The organism is Streptomyces sp. NPDC037421, from assembly GCF_055602105.1.
Genome location: NZ_JBVJWV010000019.1, coordinates 1 through 19,452, shown reverse-complemented (window position 1 = coordinate 19,452; position 19,452 = coordinate 1). Strand labels below are relative to the sequence as shown.

Annotated in this window: 19 protein-coding genes; 8 read left to right on the top strand and 11 right to left on the bottom strand. The window is 73.9% G+C overall.

The genetic code is table 11. From position 1 onward, the window contains the following. Window positions 1–64 precede the first annotated feature (64 nt). Complete coding sequence (locus ACZ7IF_RS24840) at window positions 65–1,372, bottom strand: serine-threonine protein kinase (protein ID WP_470975108.1); 1,308 nt, start codon at window positions 1,370–1,372, stop codon at window positions 65–67. A gap of 107 nt (window positions 1,373–1,479) precedes the next feature. Next, window positions 1,480–2,727 (bottom strand): exo-beta-N-acetylmuramidase NamZ family protein, encoded by a 1,248-nt coding sequence (locus ACZ7IF_RS24835; RefSeq protein ID WP_470975106.1) that lies wholly within the window; start codon window positions 2,725–2,727, stop codon window positions 1,480–1,482. 102 nt (window positions 2,728–2,829) lie between these two features. Here ACZ7IF_RS24835 and ACZ7IF_RS24830 point away from each other — a divergent pair, with 102 nt between their 5' ends. The 3 genes from ACZ7IF_RS24830 to ACZ7IF_RS24820 are packed head-to-tail and all read left to right on the top strand — an operon-like array spanning window position 2,830 to window position 5,996. Beyond that, window positions 2,830–3,609, top strand: coding sequence for an SDR family NAD(P)-dependent oxidoreductase (locus ACZ7IF_RS24830; RefSeq protein ID WP_470975104.1), 780 nt, complete (start codon window positions 2,830–2,832; stop codon window positions 3,607–3,609). After that, complete coding sequence (locus ACZ7IF_RS24825) at window positions 3,594–5,348, top strand: class I adenylate-forming enzyme family protein (RefSeq protein ID WP_470975102.1); 1,755 nt, start codon at window positions 3,594–3,596, stop codon at window positions 5,346–5,348. Before ACZ7IF_RS24830 ends, ACZ7IF_RS24825 begins: the two co-directional genes overlap by 16 nt. Before the next feature lie 36 nt (window positions 5,349–5,384). Then, window positions 5,385–5,996: a TetR/AcrR family transcriptional regulator gene (locus ACZ7IF_RS24820; protein WP_470975099.1), complete on the top strand. Its 612-nt coding sequence runs from the start codon at window positions 5,385–5,387 to the stop codon at window positions 5,994–5,996. 8 nt (window positions 5,997–6,004) lie between these two features. Here ACZ7IF_RS24820 and ACZ7IF_RS24815 read toward each other — a convergent pair whose 3' ends face one another. After that, entirely contained in the window at window positions 6,005–7,129 is a 1,125-nt protein-coding gene (locus tag ACZ7IF_RS24815) for an alkene reductase (RefSeq protein WP_470975097.1), read from the bottom strand. Window positions 7,130–7,190: 61 nt separating this feature from the next. Here ACZ7IF_RS24815 and ACZ7IF_RS24810 point away from each other — a divergent pair, with 61 nt between their 5' ends. Continuing rightward, the gene (locus ACZ7IF_RS24810) at window positions 7,191–7,556 is read left to right on the top strand and encodes a MerR family transcriptional regulator (protein WP_470975343.1); all 366 of its coding nucleotides are present in this window, start codon (window positions 7,191–7,193) and stop codon (window positions 7,554–7,556) included. A 10-nt stretch (window positions 7,557–7,566) separates the two neighbouring features. Here ACZ7IF_RS24810 and ACZ7IF_RS24805 read toward each other — a convergent pair whose 3' ends face one another. The 7 genes from ACZ7IF_RS24805 to ACZ7IF_RS24775 form a co-directional block, all read right to left on the bottom strand. Continuing rightward, window positions 7,567–8,799, bottom strand: coding sequence for an acyl-CoA dehydrogenase family protein (locus ACZ7IF_RS24805; RefSeq protein WP_470975094.1), 1,233 nt, complete (start codon window positions 8,797–8,799; stop codon window positions 7,567–7,569). Window positions 8,800–8,812: 13 nt separating this feature from the next. Beyond that, window positions 8,813–9,838 (bottom strand): phosphotransferase family protein, encoded by a 1,026-nt coding sequence (locus ACZ7IF_RS24800; RefSeq protein WP_470975091.1) that lies wholly within the window; start codon window positions 9,836–9,838, stop codon window positions 8,813–8,815. A 122-nt stretch (window positions 9,839–9,960) separates the two neighbouring features. Continuing rightward, complete coding sequence (locus ACZ7IF_RS24795; protein WP_470975088.1) at window positions 9,961–10,872, bottom strand: MBL fold metallo-hydrolase; 912 nt, start codon at window positions 10,870–10,872, stop codon at window positions 9,961–9,963. Between the two features lie 99 nt (window positions 10,873–10,971). Beyond that, window positions 10,972–11,268 (bottom strand): hypothetical protein, encoded by a 297-nt coding sequence (locus ACZ7IF_RS24790; RefSeq protein ID WP_470975085.1) that lies wholly within the window; start codon window positions 11,266–11,268, stop codon window positions 10,972–10,974. Window positions 11,269–11,351: 83 nt separating this feature from the next. Further along, a complete protein-coding gene (locus ACZ7IF_RS24785) occupies window positions 11,352–11,672 on the bottom strand; it encodes a DUF202 domain-containing protein (RefSeq protein WP_470975082.1) in 321 nt (106 codons plus the stop codon). Continuing rightward, on the bottom strand, window positions 11,669–12,067 hold the full coding sequence (locus ACZ7IF_RS24780; RefSeq protein WP_470975079.1) for a YidH family protein: 399 nt from the start codon (window positions 12,065–12,067) through the stop codon (window positions 11,669–11,671). The genes ACZ7IF_RS24785 and ACZ7IF_RS24780 overlap by 4 nt, the downstream gene beginning before the upstream one ends. Window positions 12,068–12,087: 20 nt before the next feature. Next, window positions 12,088–12,627, bottom strand: coding sequence for an NUDIX hydrolase (locus tag ACZ7IF_RS24775; protein WP_470975076.1), 540 nt, complete (start codon window positions 12,625–12,627; stop codon window positions 12,088–12,090). Window positions 12,628–12,714: 87 nt separating this feature from the next. Here ACZ7IF_RS24775 and ACZ7IF_RS24770 point away from each other — a divergent pair, with 87 nt between their 5' ends. Continuing rightward, window positions 12,715–14,370, top strand: a complete 1,656-nt coding sequence (locus ACZ7IF_RS24770; RefSeq protein ID WP_470975073.1) for an FAD-binding dehydrogenase — start codon at window positions 12,715–12,717, stop codon at window positions 14,368–14,370. Here the strand turns inward: ACZ7IF_RS24770 and ACZ7IF_RS24765 are convergent. Next, window positions 14,367–14,801: an ASCH domain-containing protein gene (locus ACZ7IF_RS24765; RefSeq protein ID WP_470975070.1), complete on the bottom strand. Its 435-nt coding sequence runs from the start codon at window positions 14,799–14,801 to the stop codon at window positions 14,367–14,369. The two genes, ACZ7IF_RS24770 and ACZ7IF_RS24765, sit on opposite strands and share 4 nt — an antisense overlap. A 298-nt stretch (window positions 14,802–15,099) precedes the next feature. On the opposite strand from ACZ7IF_RS24765, the gene ACZ7IF_RS24760 reads away from it, so the two are divergent. The 3 genes from ACZ7IF_RS24760 (at window position 15,100) to ACZ7IF_RS24750 (ending at window position 19,288) form a co-directional block, all read left to right on the top strand. Beyond that, the gene (locus tag ACZ7IF_RS24760; protein ID WP_470975067.1) at window positions 15,100–16,050 is read left to right on the top strand and encodes a hypothetical protein; all 951 of its coding nucleotides are present in this window, start codon (window positions 15,100–15,102) and stop codon (window positions 16,048–16,050) included. A gap of 26 nt (window positions 16,051–16,076) precedes the next feature. Beyond that, window positions 16,077–17,627: an APC family permease gene (locus ACZ7IF_RS24755; protein ID WP_470975064.1), complete on the top strand. Its 1,551-nt coding sequence runs from the start codon at window positions 16,077–16,079 to the stop codon at window positions 17,625–17,627. Window positions 17,628–17,848: 221 nt separating this feature from the next. After that, window positions 17,849–19,288, top strand: a complete 1,440-nt coding sequence (locus ACZ7IF_RS24750) for an amino acid permease (protein WP_470975061.1) — start codon at window positions 17,849–17,851, stop codon at window positions 19,286–19,288. Window positions 19,289–19,452 lie beyond the last annotated feature (164 nt).

The following is a 19,452-nucleotide window of genomic DNA, read 5'->3' as shown; positions in this document are numbered from 1 at the left end:
TGCCCGGCAGGATGCGGGCGCATGCGGGGGCGGTCGAGGCGTGCGGGTGGCACATGGCCGGAACTCAGCGCCCCATGCGCCCCGCCCCGACCACGATCCGGGCCAGTTCCTCGTGGCAGATGTCGCTGTGCGCCCCCGACGGAGCACCCCCGCGGCGCACGACGGAGCCCGCGTCCACACTGACGCAGCCGGCCTCCGGCAGCCCGCCCCGCAGGGCCGCCTCCAAGCTCAGCCGCGGCGCGCCGGGCACCGCCCGCACCCCGTCGTGCCCGACCGCGCCCCACCGCTCGTCGAAACCGAGCAGACCGGCCGAATCGCCCGCCATCCGGGAGGCCAGCGGGTAGAACACGCGCAGCGCCGAGTCATGGGCGGAATGGCAGGCCACCACCGGTCCGTCCACCCTGCGCTGGAGTCCGCCCAGAGCCCCGCCGCGCCTCCGGTCGTGGGGGAGGCGCTCACTGAACGCGTAGTGGGAGAAGGCCCCCTGGAGCAGCGTCAGCGACTTCACGTGCCGCGCCCCGTCCGCCACGGCCCGCAGGGAGAAGGACACCACCCGGGCGCCGAAGCTGTGGCCGACCAGGTGGACGCGCAGGGCCGGCCGGCGTCCGGCGAGGTCGGTGAGGACCGGGCCGAGGCCGTGCTCGCCGACCACCCCGGCCCGCTTCTTCATCTCGTAGTACGTGGCCTGGCGCAGCAGCTCCTTGGCCCCGCCCCACAGGGAGCGCGCCCCGTCGCCGAGCGCGAGCGCGGGCACGCCCCCCTCGCCGGCCCCGGTGCCCGCCGAGGCCAGGGCCTCCGCCAGTGCCCGGCACACCTCGACGGTGTCGCGCACGAAGACGGCCGGCACCTCCGGGCCGACGGCCGGGCCCGCCGGGTCGGCGTGCACGAGCTGGCGTACCAGCGCCCCGAACTCGGCGAACGCCGCCGGCGGTTCCGGCCGCTCCGCGAGCAGCGCGGCGACCCGGTCCAGTTCCGCCTCCCGCCCCGGCCAGAACACCCCGAGCGCCGCGCGCGTGGCATCGTCCAGAGCCGTCCCGGACCCCGCCCCCGGCAGGGCGCCGTGCGGCTCGAAGTCCGGGATCGGTTCGTCCGGGAAGCGGATCGAAGGCCACACCACCCCCACGTACCCCAGCCGCACCCCCGCCCCCACCAGCCCCGGGAAGGGGGCGAAGAAGCGGTCGAAGAGCCGGGCCGAGGTGGACCGGTCGCTGTTCCAGCCGTGGGCGAAGACCAGCAGGTCCGTCGCCTCGATCCGGGCCACCGCCGCCCGCGTGGCCGGATCCACGTCGCCCTGGGCGTCGAAGGTCAGCTCCTGGTACGGACCCACCCCGATCCCGGCTCCGGCCGCCGCCGCACCACCGCTGTCCACCATGGCCTCCCCCTTCCCGCGCGCCGCCTCCGCTGCTCGCAGCATCCCGCCGGGAGGCCGCGTCGGCCAGACCCGTGACGGCACCGGTCCGCCCGGAAGCGCCGGCCGGGTCAGCGGTAGAGCAGGTACCCCGCCCGCACCGCCGAGAACCGCGCCAGCCCGGCGGCCCAGGCGCCCGCGATCTCGTCCACCCCCGCGCCCGCGTCCACCATCGTCCGCACCCGGTCCGAGCCGGTCAGCCGGTCGATCCAGTGGTCCGCCCGCCAGCCGAACCCGCTCCACACCCGCCGCGCCGTCACCAGCAGCCCGATCCCCGCCCGCACCGGATCGAAGGCTTCCCGGTCGTGCACGAGCAGCCGGACCCCGCCGCAGACCTTGCCGGCGTGCTTGGAGAAGGCGGGCGTGAACCAGGTCTCCCGGAACCACACCCCGGGCAGCCCCAGCCCGTTCGCCGCCTCCGCCCACCGCCGGTCGACCCCCTCCGCGCCCACCACCTCGAAGGGCGTGGCCGTACCCCTGCCCTCGGACAGGTTGGTCCCCTCGAAGAGGCAGGTCCCCGCGTACGCGAGCGCCGTGTCCGGGGTCGGCATGTTCGGGCTCGGCGGCACCCACGGCAGGCCGGTCTCCCCGAAGAAGGACCCCCGCCGCCACCCCGACACCGGCACCACCCGCAGCCGGGGGCCGGCGCCCTTCAGGAACTCGCCGTTGAACAGCAGGGCCAGCTCGGCCGCCGTCATGCCGTGCGCCAGCGCGATCGGCTCCCGGCCCACGAAGCTCGCGTACGCCCGCTCCAGCACCGGCCCGGCCGCCCGCCGCCCGCCCACCGGGTTGGGCCGGTCCAGCACCACCACCGCCTTGCCGGCCAGCGCGGCCGCCCGCATGCAGTCGTACAGGGTCCAGATGTAGGTGTAGAAGCGCGCCCCGACGTCCTGGATGTCGAAGACGACGGTGTCGACGCCCGCCGCCGTGAACACGTCCGCGAGCTGCTGCCCGCTCTTGCCGTACGTGTCGTACACCGGCAGCCCGGTCGCCGGATCGCGGCCGGCCGCCTCGGACCCGCCCGCCTGAGCCGTCCCGCGGAAGCCGTGCTCAGGCCCGAACACCGCTACCAGGTCCACCCGTTCGTCGGCGTGCAGCACGTCGACCAGGTGGCGGGCGTCGGCGGTGATCCCGGTGGGATTGGTGACCACCCCGACCCGCTGCCCGGCGAGCTCCGCGTACCCGTCGGCGGCGAGCCGCTCGAAGCCGGTGCGCACCCGCTCGGCGGCGGCCGCCGGCCCCGCCCCCGCGCCCCCCAGGGCCCCTGTTGCCCCTACTGCCCCCGCCATTCCCAGCACCCCGCGTCGCGACAGCTTCATCCCGCCACGCTAGGGCCCGCACCCCTTCCACCGTCACATACCGACCGGTTAGTCTGCCCGGGATCCGGCCGGCCCGGCCGGCAGTGACGAGAGGTGACCCCCGTGAGCGCGAGCGCGTACCAGGACCAGCGAGTCGTCGTCACCGGCGCGGGCGGCGGCATCGGCGCCGCCCTCGCCCACCGCTTCGCCGCCGAAGGGGCCACCGTCGTCGTCAACGACCTCGACGCCGCCCGGGCCGCCTCCGTGGCCGGCGCCATCGGCGCGACCGGCGCCCGGGCGATCGCCGTCCCCGGCGACGCCTCCGCGATCGTCGGGGAGGCCCGCGAGGCACTCGGCGGCACGGTCGACGTCTACTGCGCCAACGCCGGACTCGCCTCGGGCGGCGACGCCTTCGCGGACGAGGCCGTCTGGGAGGCCGCCTGGGACACCAACGTCATGGCGCACGTGCGCGCCGCGCGGGCCCTGCTGCCCGACTGGCTGGAGCGCGGCAGCGGCCGCTTCGTGTCCACGGTCTCCGCCGCCGGGCTGCTGACCATGATCGGAGCGGCCCCGTACAGTGTCACCAAGCACGGTGCCCTTGCCTTCGCGGAATGGCTGTCGCTGACCTACCGCCACCGGGGCGTCCAGGTCCACGCCATCTGCCCGCAGGGGGTGCGCACCGACATGCTGACCGCCTCCGGTTCGGCGGGGGAGCTGGTCCTGGCGCCGACCGCGATCGAGCCGGAAACGGTCGCCGAAGCGCTGTTCGACGGCATGGAGAAGGGCCGGTTCTTGATCCTCCCGCACCCCGAGGTGGCGGACTTCCACGCCGCCCGCGCGACCGACCCCGACCGGTGGCTGCGCTCCATGAACCGCCTCCAGCAGAAGTGGGAGGGCTCGTGACGCACCCCTCCGGTTCCCCCTACGCCGCCCGGCCGTGGCTGGGCCGGCTGAGCCCCGCCCAGCTGGCGCCGGTGACGCCGCCGGCGAGCGTGCCGGCCGCCTTCCGGGCCGCCGTGTCCCGGGCGCCGGGGCGTACCGCGCTGGCGTACTTCGACGGGCGGATCGGCTACGCCGAGGCCGATGCCCTCTCGGACTCGCTGGCCGGGTACCTCGCGGGGCGGGGCGTCGGGCGGGGCGACCGGGTGGCGGTCATGCTGCAGAACACCCCGCACTTCGTGCTCGCGGTGCTGGCCGTGTGGAAGGCCGGGGCGGTGGTCGTCCCGCTGAACCCGATGTACAAGGCGGGGGAGGCCGGGCACGTCCTGCGGGACTCCGCGGCGGTCGCGCTGGTGTGCGAGGGGGGTGCGTGGGAGGGGTACCTGGGGGAGGCGGCGCGGGGGACCGGTATCCGGACGGTACTGACCGCCCGCGACCGGGACTTCCAGAGCCGCAACGACCCCCGGGTCTTCCCCGCCCCCGCGCATCGAACTCCCCCGGCCACCGCCGGGAGGTGCCCCCAGGCGGAGCCGGAAGCGGCTCAGGCGCCGGCGGGGCCGGGTGCGGGCCGGGCGCCCGGTGCCGCCGACCTGCTCACCGTGGCCCGCCAGGGCCACCCCGCGCCGCCCGACCCCGGGCTCGGCGCCGCCGACACCGCCCTCATCAGCTACACCTCCGGCACCTCCGGCACGCCCAAGGGCGCCATGAACCCGCACGGGGCGATCACCTACAACGCCGCCCGGCAGGTCACCGGCCACCCCCTCCCCGAGGGCGCCGGGTACTTCGCGCTCGCCCCGCTCTTCCACATCACCGGGCTGGTCTGCGAGCTCGCCGCCTGCTTCGTCAACGCCGGCACCCTCGTGCTCGCGCACCGCTTCCACCCCGGGGCCGTCCTCGACGCCTTCCTCGAACACCGCCCCGCCTACACCATCGGCCCGGCCACCGCCTTCATGGCCCTCGCCGCGCACCCCGACGCCACCCGGGACCACTTCGCCTCCTTCCAGGTGGTCTCCTCCGGCGGCGCACCGCTCCCGCCCGCGCTCGTCGAACGCCTCCGCGCGTCCTTCGGGTTCTACCTGCGCAACGGCTACGGCCTCACCGAGTGCACCGCCCCCTGTGCCTCGGTCCCCGCGCACCTCGAAGCGCCCGTCGACCCCGCCACCGGCACCCTCTCCGTCGGGGTGCCGGGCGCGCAGACCCTCGTACGGATCCTCGACGAGCACGGCGGCGAGCTCCCGCTCGGGGAGACCGGGGAGATCGCCGTGCGCGGGCCGCAGGTCGTCCCCGGCTACTGGGGACTGCCCGACGCCACCGCAGCGGCCTTCCCGGACGGCGAACTGCGCACCGGGGACGTAGGGTTCATGGACGCCGACGGCTGGCTCTACGTCGTCGACCGCAAGAAGGACATGATCAACACCTCCGGGTTCAAGGTCTGGCCCCGGGAGGTGGAGGACGTGCTCCACACCCACCCCGCCGTACGGGAGGCGGCCGTGGTCGGCGTCCCCGACGCCTACCGGGGGGAGACGGTGAAGGCGTACGTGAGCCTGCGGCCGGGCGCCTCGGCCGGGCCGGAGGAACTCGCCGCACACTGCGCCGAGCGCCTGGCCGCGTACAAGTACCCGCGCCAGGTCGAGATCCTGCCTGTCCTTCCGCAGACCACCAGTGGCAAGATCCTGCGACGAGAATTGCGCGACCGCGGCTGAAAACAGTCGGAGGATCAGGAGAGGAAGGCGAGCACCATGGCCGCCAGGACCACCGAGGGCCCCGAGGACGGAAACCGGGAGACCCCGGTGCCGCAGCGGCTGCTGGCCGTCGCCACCAGGCTCTTCGCCGAACGCGGGTACGACCGCACCTCCGTCCAGGAGATCGTCGAGGCGGCCGGCGTCACCAAGGGCGCGCTCTACCACTACTTCGGCTCCAAGGACGACCTGCTGCACGAGGTGTACGCGCGCATGCTGCGCCTCCAGCAGCAGCGGCTCGACGCCGTGGCCGGATCCGACGCCCCCGTCGAGGAGCGGCTGCGGGCCGCCGCCGCCGACGTCGTGGTCACCACCATCGAGAACCTCGACGACGCGATGATCTTCTTCCGGTCGATGCACCAGCTCAGCCCGGAGAAGTACAAGCAGGTACGGGCCGAGCGCCGGCGCTACCACGAGCGGTTCCGGGCGCTGGTCGAGGAGGGCATGAGCAGCGGGGTCTTCGCCACGGCCACGCCCGCCGACCTGGTGGTGGACTACTACTTCGGCTCCGTGCACCACCTGTCCACCTGGTACCGCGCGGACGGCCCGCTCACCCCGCACCAGGTCGCCGACCACCTCGCCGACCTGCTGCTCCGCTCCCTGCGCCCCTAGGTCCCTCCCTAGGCCGCCGGCGCTGCCGCACCGGCCAGCGCCGGGTAGTCGTTGTAGCCCTCGGGGCCGCGTACGTGCATCAGGAACTCCGGGCGCAGCGCGTTGAGCGGCGCGCCCGTGCGCAGCCGTTCCACCAGGTCGGGGTTGGCCAGGAACCCCCGCCCCAGCGCGACCAGGTCGGCGCCCGCGGCCAGCAGCCGCTCGCCCCGGAGCCGGCCCGCGTCGGCGGCGAGCTCCTCGTGGGAGAGCCGGGGGTTGGCGATCAGGGTGCCGGGCCAGGCCTTGCGGAGCTCCGCGAAGAGGGGCTGGTCCGGGTCGGAGTGGACCTGGTGCAGGTAGACCGGCTCCAGGTCCGCGAGGGCCGCGACCAGCGCCGGGTAGATCTGCTCGGTGTCGTCCTCCCGCACGCCGTTGACGTTCGTTCCCGGGGAGATCCGTACGCCGACCCGCTCCGGGCCGACGGCCTCGGCGACGGCCCGGACCACCTCGACGGAGAACCGGATCCGCTTCTCGACGGACCCGCCCCACGCGTCGGTGCGGAGGTTGGTGTTCCCGGCGAGGAACTGGTGGAGCAGGTGCCCGTTGGCGGAGTGCACCTCCACCCCGGCGAAGCCCGCCTCGACGGCGCTGCGGGCGGCGCTCGCGAAGTCGGCGATGGTGGAGCGGATGTCCTCCTCGCTCATCACGCGGGGTGTGACGCCCTCCCGCAGCCCGCCCGGGGTCCGCAGCGGCTCCGGGAAGCGCACGGCGGACGGCGCGAGCGGTACGTGCCCGCTGGTGTCGGGATGACCGACCCGGCCACCGTGCTGGAGCTGGAGGAACATCCGCCCGCCGGCGGCGCGCACGGCGCCGGTGACCCGGCGCCACCCGGCGATCTGTGCCGGGGTGTGGATGCCGGGGATGTACGGGTAGGTCTGCCCGACGGCGTTCGGGGTGGTGCCCTCGGCGATGATCAGGCCGGCCGAGGCGCGCTGCGCGTAGTGGGTGGCCATGAGCTCGCCGGGCACCCCGTCGGCTCCGGCGCGATTGCGGGTCAGCGGGGCCATCACCAGGCGGCTGGGCAGCTCCAGGCCGCCGAGGCGGGCGGATTCGAAGAGGCGGGATGCGGCGGGGGACTGCGGTGTCTGCGTCATGCCGGTACCGTAAAACCTGACACCAATGTCAGATTCAAGGCCGAACACCCCGGAGGTGGCCGTGCGGATCGGTGAACTGGCGGCGCGCACCGGGGTCGGTGAGCGTTCGCTGCGCTACTACGAGCAGCAGGGCCTCCTGGCGTCCGACCGGACGCCCGGCGGGCACCGGGACTTCCCGGAGCGGGCCGTCGACCGGGTCATCCGGATCCAGGAGCTCTACGCGGCCGGACTGAACAGCTCCAGGATCAGGCAGATCCTGCCCTGCATGCGCGACGAGGACGGCGGCCCGTCGGTGCGCGCCACCCCGGCCCTGGTGGCCGAACTGGCCACCGAGCGGGACCGGATCGACCGGATGATCGGCGACCTCGTCCGCTCCCGCGAGGTCCTGGACGAGGTCATCGCGGCGGCCTCGGGCCGGCCGTCCTAGGGGTGTCCCCCTAGCGGTACCGCTTGAGCTCGCGGTGCGCCAGCGAGCGCTGGTGCACCTCGTCCGGGCCGTCCGCCAGCCGCAGCGTCCGCGCCGCCGCCCACAGTTCGGCGAGCGGGAAGTCCTGGCTCACACCGCCCGCGCCGTGCAGCTGCACCGCCTGGTCCAGGATCCCCACGACCGCGCGCGGGGTGGCGATCTTGATGGCCTGGATCTCGGTGTGCGCGCCCCGGTTGCCGACCGTGTCCATCAGCCAGGCCGTCTTCAGCACCAGCAGCCGCAGCTGCTCGATGGTGACCCGGGCGTCGGCGATCCAGTTCTGTACGACGCCCTGCGCGGCCAGCTCCTTCCCGAAGGCCGTACGTCCCACCGCGCGCCGGCACATCAGCTCGACGGCCCGCTCCGCCATCCCGATCAGCCGCATGCAGTGGTGGATCCGGCCCGGGCCGAGCCGGGCCTGGGCGATGGCGAAGCCGGAGCCCTCCCCGCCGATCAGGTTCCCCGCCGGGACCCGGGCCCCGTCGAAGACCACCTCGGCGTGGCCTCCGTGGTCGTGGTCCGCGTACCCGTACACCGTCATCGCCCGGCGCACCTCCACGCCCGGGGTGTCGCGGGGGACCAGGACCATCGACTGCCGACGGCGCGGATCGGCGCCCTCCGGGTCGGTCTTGCCCATCACGATGAAGACCTTGCAGTCCGGGTTCATCGCCCCCGAGATGTACCACTTGCGTCCCGTGACCACGTACGCGTCGCCGTCCCGCTCGATGCGCGTCTCGATGTTCGCCGCGTCAGAGGAGGCCACCTCGGGCTCGGTCATCGCGAAGGCGGAGCGGATCTCCCCGGCCAGCAGTGGCTCCAGCCACTGCTTCTTCTGCGCCTCGTCGCCGAACTGCGCGAGCAGCTCCATGTTCCCGGTGTCCGGGGCCGCGCAGTTGGTCGCCATCGGCGCCAGGTGCGGGCTGCGGCCGGTGATCTCGGCCAGCGGGGCGTACTGGAGGTTGGTCAGCCCCGCGCCGTACTCGGAACCGGGCAGGCTGTGCCGGTCCACGAAGAAGAGGTTCCACAGCCCCTGGCGGCGCGCCTCGGCCTTCAGTTCACCGAAGACGGCCGGGGTGTCCCAGGGCGAGGCCAGCCGTGCGCGCTGCCCGGCGGCGACGGCTTCCGCCGGGTAGACGTACTCCTCCATGAACGCGAGCAGACGCTCGCGGAGTTCCTCGGTCCGGGTGTCGAATGCGAAGTCCATGCGGTTCGGCTCCTCAGCCTTCCTGGAGGGTGGTCAGTCCGTGCTCGATGAAGACCGGGACCAGCTCGCCGATCCGGTCGAAGCCCGCGCCGACCGTCTGCCCGAGCGTGTACCGGTAGTGGATCCCCTCGAGGATCACGGCGAGCTTGAACCAGGCGAAGGCCGTGTACCAGGCGATCGGCCCGGTGTCCCGCCCCGAGCGGGCGGCGTACCGCTCGACCAGCTCGGCGGGCGCCGGATGGCCCGGCGCCCCGCTCGTCGTGCTGACCGGGGAATCGGCCAGGCCCAGGTCGGAGCTGTACATCACCAGCAGGCCGAGGTCGGTCAGCGGGTCGCCCAGCGTGGACATCTCCCAGTCCAGCACCGCCCGGACCGTGTCGTCCGGCCCGCCGATCAGGACGTTGTCCAGCCGGAAGTCCCCGTGCACCACGGTCGGCGCGGGGGAGTGGGGCAGTGCCCGCCCCAGCGCCCCGTGCAGTTCGTCGATCCCGGCGAGCTCCCGGCCCCGGGATGCCGCGAGCTGCTTGCCCCAGCGGCGCAGCTGCCGGTCCAGGAACCCCTCGGGGCGGCCGAAGCCGCCCAGGCCCACCGCCTCCGGGTCCACCGCGTGCAGGTCGACCAGGGTGTCCACCAGGCCCAGCACCGCCCGCCGGGTGCGCTCGGGGCCGAGCTCCGCGAGCTGCCCGGCGGTCCGGTACGGGACCCCGTCCACGTGCTCCATGACGTAGAACGGCGCCCCCAGCACCTCCTCGTCCTCGCACAGCAGCAGCGGCTCGGGCACCGGTACGGCCGTCCCGTGCAGGGCCGAGATCACCCGGTGCTCGCGCCGCATGTCGTGCGCGGTGGCCAGGACGTGTCCCAGCGGCGGGCGCCGCACCACCCAGCGGGAGGTGCCGTCGGTGACCGCGTACGTCAGGTTCGACCGGCCCCCCTCGATCAGCCGGCCGCTCAGCGGCCCCGCCGTGAGCCCGGGCCGCGCGGCGTCGAGATGGCCGCGCAGCCTCCGCAGATCGAGGCCTCGGGGATCGGCTGGGGTCATGGGGCGCGCCTCCGTACGAAGTCGACGACGGGATTCTCGGTCCGGGAGCCATCATGCCGACCAGTCGGTATGCCGTCCATAGGGGTGGCCGAAAGAACTCCCTCCGGCCGGCCTCTCTCAGCTCACGCGTGGCACAGGATCGGAGTCCCGCCGTTCATCACCGTCATGTCCCTCAGCACCGCCATGATGTCCAGCGGCGCCCCCTCCGGCTCCCCGGCCAGCTCGGCGTAGGCCCGGTGCAGGTTCGCCACCAGCCGCTCGCTCTCCCGCCAGGCCGCGAACTCGCCCAGGTCCGCGCTGCGGGCCGCCTCCAGCGGGGTGAGGCCCTTCCCCCGGCCCTCCCGGGCCAGTTCGGCCACGTACCGCAGGTAGCGCCCGGTCGCGTCGTAGGCCGAGGCGTCGGTCAGCGGCCCGTGACCCGGTACGACGGTCTCCGCGCCCAGCGAGCGCAGCAGCTCCAGCGCCCGCAGCGACCCGGCGAGGGAGCCCATCGCCAGGAACGGGGTGCCGCCGGCGAAGACCAGGTCGCCGGTGAACACCACGCGCTGCCGGGGCAGCCACACGACCGAGTCCCCGGTGGTGTGGGCCACGCCCGGGTGGATCACCCGCACCTCGGTGTCGCCGACGTGCAGCGTCAGCCGGTCGGCGTACGTGAGGTCCGGCGCGGTGATCTCTATCGCCCCGAAGTCGGTCGCGGGCCAGATCAGCTCCAGCTGGTGCCCGGCGGCGAGCTGCTCGGCGCGCGCGTTGTCGTGGCCGACGATCAGGGCCTCGGGGGCGAAGGCGGCGTTGCCGTAGGTGTGGTCGCCGTGGTGGTGGGTGTTGACCACGGTCCGGGGCAGCGGCGCCCCGGAGGCCACGACGGCCTCGCGCAGGGCCAGCGCGCGCCGCTCGGTGGCGGCGGTGTCGACGAGCAGGGTCCGCCCGCCGTCGCTGATCCAGCCGGCGTTGTTCAGGCACCAGCCCCCGTCGGGCTGGACGTAGGCGTACACCCCGGCCGCGGGCTGGACGACGTACGGCTCTTCGACGGTCATGGACGCTCTCCCCGGGTCGCTGTGACAGGCGGTCAGCATCCTGTCAGCCGGGGTTCCGGCCGGGGAGAGCGGGGGCGGGTCCGGTGACGCCCGGGGCCGTCAGTGGTCGTCGTAGTGGCCGTCGTGCCGGGCGTGCCGGTGGCCGTCGTGCAGGTAGTCGAGGTGGTCGCCGTGCGGGACCGCGTCGTGCCCGCAGCCCTCGCCGTGCCGGTGGTCGTGCTCCTCGTGCGGGGCGTGCTCGGAGGTCTCGCACTCGTCCCAGTGCCCCGAGTGCTGCCGGTGCAGGTGGCCGTCGTGCGCGTAGTCCAGGTGGTCACCGTGTTCGACCGCCGTGTGCCCGCAGCCGGGGCCGTGCTCGTGCGTGTGCGTGGGGTGTTCCTGGTGCAGGGTCGTCATGCGGCCGAGGCTAGACCGAAACGCCCCGGAACACCCGTTGTGTCCCCGTGGCGCGGCACTGTCGGGACGATCGGACGAGCGGCTCAGACGATGACCGCCATCGCGAACACCGCCAGGCCCACCGAACACAGCACCGCCCCCAGCGCCACCCGGGGCGAGAGCCCCGGCGGCCGGGCCCCGGCCAGCTCCCGCACCCGCCGGTGGGCCACCCACAGGAAGGCCACCCAGATCAGCGCGATCACCGCCGTCCCGGCCACCTCCACCCGCGAGCCGCTCCCGTGCAGGGCCTGCCGCAGCGCCAGCACCGCCGTGACCGAGCAGGCCAGGGTCGTGCGCCGCCACGCCAGCCGCGTCCGCTCGGGCTGGAGTCCCGCGTCGCGGGCCGCCGTACCGGGACGGGTCACCGCCCGGCCGTCCAGCCCAGCAGCACGACCACCACCATCACCGCGGCCACCAGCCCCACGCCCAGGCTCAGCACCACCGGGAACCGCGACACCGGCAGGTCCTCGCCCCGCCGCATGGCCCGCTCGCACCGCACCCAGTGGTTCACGGCCCGCAGCGCGCACGCCGCCCCCACCGCCAGCAGCGCGAAGGCCATCCCGACCCGCACCCCCCACCGCAGGTCCGGCAGGAACTGGTCCACCGCGAACCCGCCGCCCACCAGCGCCAGCGCGGTCCGTATCCAGGCGAGGAAGGTCCGCTCGTTGGCGAGGGAGAAGCGGTAGTCCGGCGTCTCGCCCTCGTCCCGCACCCGCTCCGGTGCGAACCAGAGCCGCACGTCCTTGACGAAGTCGATCACATGGCCAATTTACGTCCCCGTCACGGACCCGGCGCGGGCTGGGTCCCGCCCTCCCGGAAGGCGCGCAGCCGCCGGTACGCCTCCAGCCCGTCCGGCACCCACGCCCACTCCCCGCCCGCGATCCGCCGGTCCAGCTCCTCCTGCGGCAGCCAGGTGTGCCAGTCCACCTCCGAGGCCTGCGGGGCCACCGGCAGGGTGCACCGCACCTCGTGCACGTACGACCACCAGCCGCCGCCCGGCCCCTCGTACAGGAACTTGAACAGCGGTTCCGGCCGCGCGAGCCCGCTCACCCCGAGCTCCTCCCCGGCCTCCCGCAGCGCGGCGTCCGCGTACTCCTCCCCGGCGCCCAGCACCCCGCCCACGAACATGTCGTAGTGCGAGGGGAAGACCAGCTTCGACGCGGTCCGGCGGTGGACGAAGACCCGCCCCCGCGCGTCCCTGGCCAGGACGAACGCGCACCGGTGGAGCAGCCCCCGGCGGTACACCTCGCCCCTGGGCGCCCGCCCGACGACCCGGTCGTCCCGGTCCACCACGTCCAGTACCTCGTCAGCGGGATCCATGGACTCATCCAACCACCGCTGTTGACTGGTTACCGCTCCGTAGCCAAGGATCTGCCCCACCACCGACCGACCGGAGGACCGGCAGGCATGACGTACGACGCTGACGTGATCGTGATCGGAGCGGGCCTCGCGGGCCTCGTGGCCACCGCCGAGCTCGTCGACGCGGGCCGCAGGGTGATCCTCCTCGACCAGGAGCCGGAGCAGTCGATCGGCGGCCAGGCGCACTGGTCCTTCGGCGGGCTGTTCTTCGTGGACTCGCCCGAGCAGCGCCGCATGCGCATCAAGGACAGCCGTGAGCTCGCCCTCCAGGACTGGCTGGGTACCGCCGGGTTCAACCGGGAGGAGGACGCCTGGCCGCGCCGCTGGGCCGAGGCGTACGTGGACTTCGCGGCCGGCGAGAAGCGGCACTGGCTGCACTCCCGCGGGGTGCGCTTCTTCCCGGTGGTCGGCTGGGCCGAACGGGGCGGCTACGACGCCAACGGTCACGGCAACTCCGTGCCCCGCTTCCACATCACCTGGGGCACCGGCCCCGGCCTGCTGGAGCCCTTCGTGCGGCGGGTCCGTGCCGGGGCGGCCCGCGGACTGGTCCGGTTCGCCTTCCGCCACCGGGTCACCGGGCTGTCGGCCACCGCCGGCGCCGTGGACACCGTCACCGGCGAGGTCCTGGCCCCCTCGGACGCCGTACGCGGCACCGCGAGCAGCCGCGAGGCGGCCGGCGCGTTCAGCCTGCGGGCCCAGGCGGTGATCGTGACCAGCGGCGGCATCGGCGGCAACCACGACCTCGTGCGCGCGCAGTGGCCCGCGCGGCTCGGCACCCCGCCCGCGCGGATGCTCTCCGGGGTCCCCGCGCACGTGGACGGCCTGATGCTGGGCATCACCGAGGCCGCCGGGGCCAGCCACATCAACAAGGACCGGATGTGGCACTACACCGAGGGCATCGAGAACTGGAACCCCATCTGGGCCCGGCACGGCATCCGCATCCTGCCCGGCCCCTCCTCGCTGTGGCTCGACGCCACCGGCAAGCGGCTGCCCGTACCGCTCTTCCCCGGCTTCGACACCCTCGGCACCCTCGACCACATCATGCGGACGGGCCACGACCACACCTGGTTCGTGCTCAACCAGCGCATCATCGGCAAGGAGTTCGGCCTCTCCGGCTCCGAGCAGAACCCGGACCTGACGGGGAAGTCCGTCCGCGAGGTGATCAACCGGGCCCGGCAGGCCGTCCCCGGACCGGTCAAGGCCTTCATGGACCACGGTGCGGACTTCATCGTCGAGCGGGACCTGTCGGCGATGGTCCGCCGGATGAACGAGCTCACCAAGGAGGACCTGCTCGACGAGGCCGCCGTCCGGCGCGAGATCACCGCCCGCGACCGGGAGATCGCCAACCCCTTCACCAAGGACCTCCAGGTGACGGCCATCCACGGCGCGCGCAGGTACCTCGGCGACAAGCTGATCCGCACCGCCGCCCCGCACCGCATCCTGGACCCCGCGGCGGGCCCGCTGATCGCCGTCCGGCTCTCGGTCCTCACCCGCAAGTCCCTGGGCGGCCTGGAGACCGACCTGTCCTCCCGCGTCCTGACCCCCTCCGGCGACCCCCTGCCCGGCGTCTACGCGGCCGGCGAGGCCGCCGGCTTCGGCGGCGGAGGCGTCCACGGCTACCGCGCGCTGGAGGGCACCTTCCTGGGCGGCTGCGTCTTCTCGGGCCGCGCCGCGGGCCGCGCGGCGGCCCGGGCGGTGGGCTAGGGGGTCCGGCCGTCCGGCCGGACGATCCTGAAGCGCTCGGCCACCACGAGGGTGTCGTCGTCCACCGTGAAGGCCGGATCGCCCATCTCCGCCCGCAGTGGCTCGCTGTGCCAGAACCCCTCGTGCGCGGAGCGCCATTCGGCCACCGAGGCGAAACCCTCGCCCTCGTCCAGCGCGTGCCGCAGATCGACCTCGGCCAGCCGCAGCACCCGTACGTCCGTCACCTCCAGGACGGCCAGCGGACGCTCCCCGGAGTCCACGAGAGCCATGAGCTCCCCCGCCCGGGGGAGCGGCTCGCCCGCGGCCCCGTACCACTCCATCAGGCCCGTCGTCGCGGTCTTGGCGCCGCTCAGCACGGCGGCCACCAGCCGGTCGCGCTGCTCTCCGGGGAAGCCCAGCTCGAAGGGGCGAAGATCGTCGTAGCTCGTCATGCGCCCACCCTACGGACCGTCCCCGCAGGTCACACCCGAGTTTCGAACCGTCACTTGCGTCCCAACTCGCCCCTTCTGCTCACCAGTTGAAACGCGCCACCCAGTGGACCGGACCTTGACGCGGAGCTGTGCCTACCGGTTTGCTGTGCGTGATCATCCGGATTGACCACCGGCACGATCAAGCCGCGCTGCCGGCACCCCTGCGTACCACCCGAACCGACCGCCCCACCCGTGCCCCCGTGCGTGCACCCGCGCGCACGCAGTCCACCCGCGCCCGCGTCCTGGAGGGAACCCGCGGATGTCCCCGCCTCCGCCGCCCCTCGGCCGCGCCCGCAAGCGGGACGCCCAGCTCTTCGACCCCGCCCTGTGCGACACCGAGCTCGTCGGCGTCCGGAGCCAGTTCACCCAGGGCCGCTGGGCCAAGGCCCGTGCCCTCCTCGTCGCCACCGGCGACGACTGGGACCGCCGTGGCCACCGCCTCGTCGTCCTCGCCGAGACCCCGGCCGCCACCGCCTGGGCCGGTGAATGGCTGCTCGCCGAACCCGACAGCGCCGACGCCGCCACCCTCCTCGCCTGCGCCGCCGTCTTCACCGCCCTGCGCGGCAAGGGCAGCCCCGAGGCCGCCGACGAGGCCTGCCGCCGCGCCGCCGCGCTGCTCCCCGCCGACCCCACCCCCTGGCTCGGCCTCCTCATGCTCGCCCGCGCCTACGGCACCGAGGAGGAGTTCAGCCGCCACTTCGACCAGGTCCGGGCCCGCCACCGCGAGCACCACCACGCCCACCACCTCATGGTCGCCAGGCTCGCCGAACGCGCCCCCGCCTCCGGCCACGACCCGCTCCACGAGGTCTACGACTTCGCCGCCTGGGCCGCCGAGGAGTCCCCGGCCGACTCCCCGCTCGCCGTACTGCCCGTGATCGCCCACGCCGAGCGCTTCCGCGTCCTCGCCGCCGCCCGGGGCAGCGCCACCGCCGCTGCCGCCGCCGAGCACTGGACCGGCCGCCGCGCCCGCCAGGTGCTGCGCTCCGCGTTCGACTGGTGGCTGGAGTGGGAGCGCGAGGACCACCCCCGCAACCGGGTCGACCTCAACTTCCTCGCCCACGCCAAGCTCTGCGAAGGCCGCCCCGCCGAAGCGGCCGCCCTCTTCCACCGCATCGGCAGCCATGCCACCCGCGCCCCCTGGTCCTACCCGGACCGCGATCCGCACAAGGCCTTCCTCGCCGCGCGCAGTGCCGCGCTCGGCACCGCTTGACCAGTCACCCCCGAAAGGACCCTGCCATGCCGACGGGCAGATCCACCACGCTCCCAGCCGACTCCGCGGCCGAGATCCGCACGTACAAGGGCCAGGACCGCGCCCTGCGTGCCGACCGGCTCGGTACCGCCGGACTGCTGCTCTCCGTCCTCGCCGCCAGCGCGCCCCTGATGGTCGTCGCAGGTGTCATGCCCACGATCTTCGGGGTCATGGGCATCGTCGGCCAGCCGCTGCTCTTCGTCATCCTCGGCGTCGTCCTCGCCCTGTTCGGCATCGGCTACGCCGAGATGAGCCGGCACGTCCACAACGCCGGCGCCTTCTACGCCTACATCGCCCGCGGCCTCGGGCCCACCGCCGGAGCCTCCGCCTCCCTCGTCGCCCTCGTCGCCTACAGCGCCATGCAGGTCGGCGTCTACGGCATCCTCGGCTTCGAGATATCCGGCCTCTTCGCCACCTACCTCGACACCCAGGTCGCCTGGTGGATCCCGGCCCTGATCGCGGTCGCCGCCACCGGCGCGCTCGGCTGGCTCAAGATCGACCTGAACGCCAAGGTGCTCGGTGTCCTGCTCCTCATCGAGTGCGCCCTCGTCGTCGTCTTCGACGTCGCCGCCCTCGGCAAGCCCGGCCCCGAGGGCCTCTCCCTGGGCGCCTTCGACCCCGCCACCCTCGGCGGTGCCGGCCTCGGTACCGCGCTGTGCTTCTGCATCGCCGCCTTCGTCGGCTTCGAGCAGTCCCCGGTCTACGCCGAGGAGACCAGCAAGCCGCACATCGTCGTCTCCCGCGTGATGTTCCTCGCCATCGGCTTCGTCGCCCTCTTCTTCGCCCTCAGCGCCTGGGCCCTCTCGGTCGCCACCGGTCCCGCCGGGATCGTGAAGGCCTCCGCGGAGGCCGGCCCCGGCCTGCTCTTCGAGCTCACCCAGAGCCGCCTCGGCGACGCCTTCACCGACGTGCTGCACGTGCTCTTCGTGACCGGCATGTTCGCGGCCATGCTCAGCTTCCACAACGTCGTCGCCCGCTACGCCTTCGCGATGGGCCGCGAGGGCCTGCTGCCCGCCCGCTTCGGCCGCACCAACCCGGGCACCGGCGCCCCCGCCACCGGCTCCCTCCTGCAGACCGTCGTCGCCGCCGTGGTCGTCCTCGTCTTCGCCGTCACCGACTCCATGCCGACCGGCGACCCCACCGCCCCCGTCCTGCACCTGTTCACCTGGATGGGCAGCGTCGGCGCCCTCGGCGTGACCGCCCTGATGGCCGCGGCCTCCTTCGCCGTCATCGCCTTCTTCGTCCGCCGCGGCACCGCCGGCGCCCAGATCTGGCGCCTGGTCGCCGCGGGCCTGGCCGGTCTCGCCCTGGTCGGCATCGTCGTCTACACCGTCAAGGACTTCGCCCTCCTGGTCGGCGCCGAGCAGGGCTCCGCGCTGAGCTGGGCCCTGCCCGCGATCATCGCCGTCGCCGCCCTGGGCGGTCTGGTCCACGGGCTGCTGCTGAAGTCCCGCCGCCCCGAGGTCCACGCCCGGATCGGTCTTGGGAACGAGGCTTTCCGCCTCGACCAGGCCGCGGAGGCCGCACCGGGCGCCTGAGGGCCCGCAGCCTCGTATTCGTACCCCTGGGAAGCCCCCGGAGACCGTTTCCATGGTCGCCGGGGGCTTCCGCGCTCGGTGGCCGATTTTGGCGGGTTGCCGAGCCACGTGGTCTCCTATGGCGACAAAATCACCGGTACCGCGATACGGGGGACACCACCCAGCTCCCCCGCGCGCGGCTGCCGGACCTGCCTGACCGAACCACGAAGGCGAAGTCCTACATGAGTGATCGCACCTTGACCGAGGCCCCCGCCACGGCGTCCCACCGCCCTGTCGACGCCGGTGACGAGGGCTACAGCAAGGACCTCAAGTCCCGCCACATCAACATGATCGCCATCGGCGGGGCGATAGGCACCGGCCTGTTCCTCGGCGCCGGAGGCCGCCTCGCGGGCGCCGGCCCCTCCCTGGCCATCGCCTACGCGGTGTGCGGCGTCTTCGCCTTCTTCGTGGTCCGCGCCCTCGGCGAGCTCGTCCTCTACCGCCCGTCGTCCGGCGCGTTCGTCTCGTACGCGCGCGAGTTCATGGGGGAGAAGGGCGCCTACACGGCCGGCTGGCTGTACTTCCTCAACTGGTCCACCACCACCGTGGCCGACATCACGGCGGCCGCGACCTACGCCCACTTCTGGTCGATGTTCACGGACGTCCCCCAGTGGGTGCTGGCCTTCATCGCCCTGGCCGTCGTCCTCACCGCGAACCTGATCTCGGTGAAGTACTTCGGCGAGATGGAGTTCTGGTTCTCCCTGGTCAAGGTCGCCGCCCTGGTGGTCTTCCTGATCGTCGGCATCTACCTCGTCGCCACCAGCCACGACATCGGCGGCAGCACCCCGGGCCTCGCCAACATCACCGACCACGGCGGCATCTTCCCGTCCGGCGTCCTGCCGATGCTCCTGGTGGTCCAGGGCGTGGTGTTCGCGTACGCCTCCGTCGAGCTGTGCGGCGTCGCCGCCGGCGAGACCGAGAACCCCGAGAAGATCATGCCGAAGGCCATCAACTCGATCATGTGGCGCGTGGGCCTCTTCTACGTCGGCTCCGTGGTCCTGCTGGCCCTGCTGCTCCCGTACACCGCGTACTCGGCCGACCAGAGCCCCTTCGTCACGGTCTTCGACAAGCTCGGCGTCCCCGGCGCCGCCGGCGTCATGAACCTGGTCGTCCTGACCGCCGCCCTGTCCAGCCTGAACTCCGGCCTCTACTCCACCGGCCGGATCCTGCGCTCGATGGCCATGTCGGGCTCCGCCCCCAAGTTCACCGGCGTCATGAACAAGGGCAAGGTCCCCTACGGCGGCGTGCTCTTCACCGCCGCCTTCGGCGTCGCGGGCGTCGGCCTGAACTACTGGATGCCCGGCGAGGCCTTCGAGATCGTCCTCAACCTCGCCTCCATCGGCATCCTCGGCACCTGGGCCATGGTCATGCTCTGCTCGCTGTTCTTCTGGCGCCGCGCGAAGAACGGCCTGGTCGAGCGTCCGTCCTACCGCCTGCCCTGGGCCCCGTACACCCAGATCGTGACCCTGGTCTTCCTGGTCGCGGTCCTGGTCCTGATGTGGAGCGACGGCGGCGTCGGCCGCACCACGGTCATGTTCCTCCCGGCGATCGCCGCCGCCCTCGTCGGTGGCTGGTTCCTGGTCCGCCGCCGTGTGGCCGAGCTCGCGGCCGCCAACGGCTGACCGGGTAGGCCCGTACGCGAGGGGCCCGGGGGGGGGGGGGGGGGGGGGGGGGGGGGGGGGGGGGGGGGGGGAGGGTTGGGGGGGGGGGGGGGGGGAGGGGGGGAGGGGGGGGGGGGGGGGGGTGGGGGGGTGGGGGGGGGGGGGGGGGGGGAGACAGACTTATC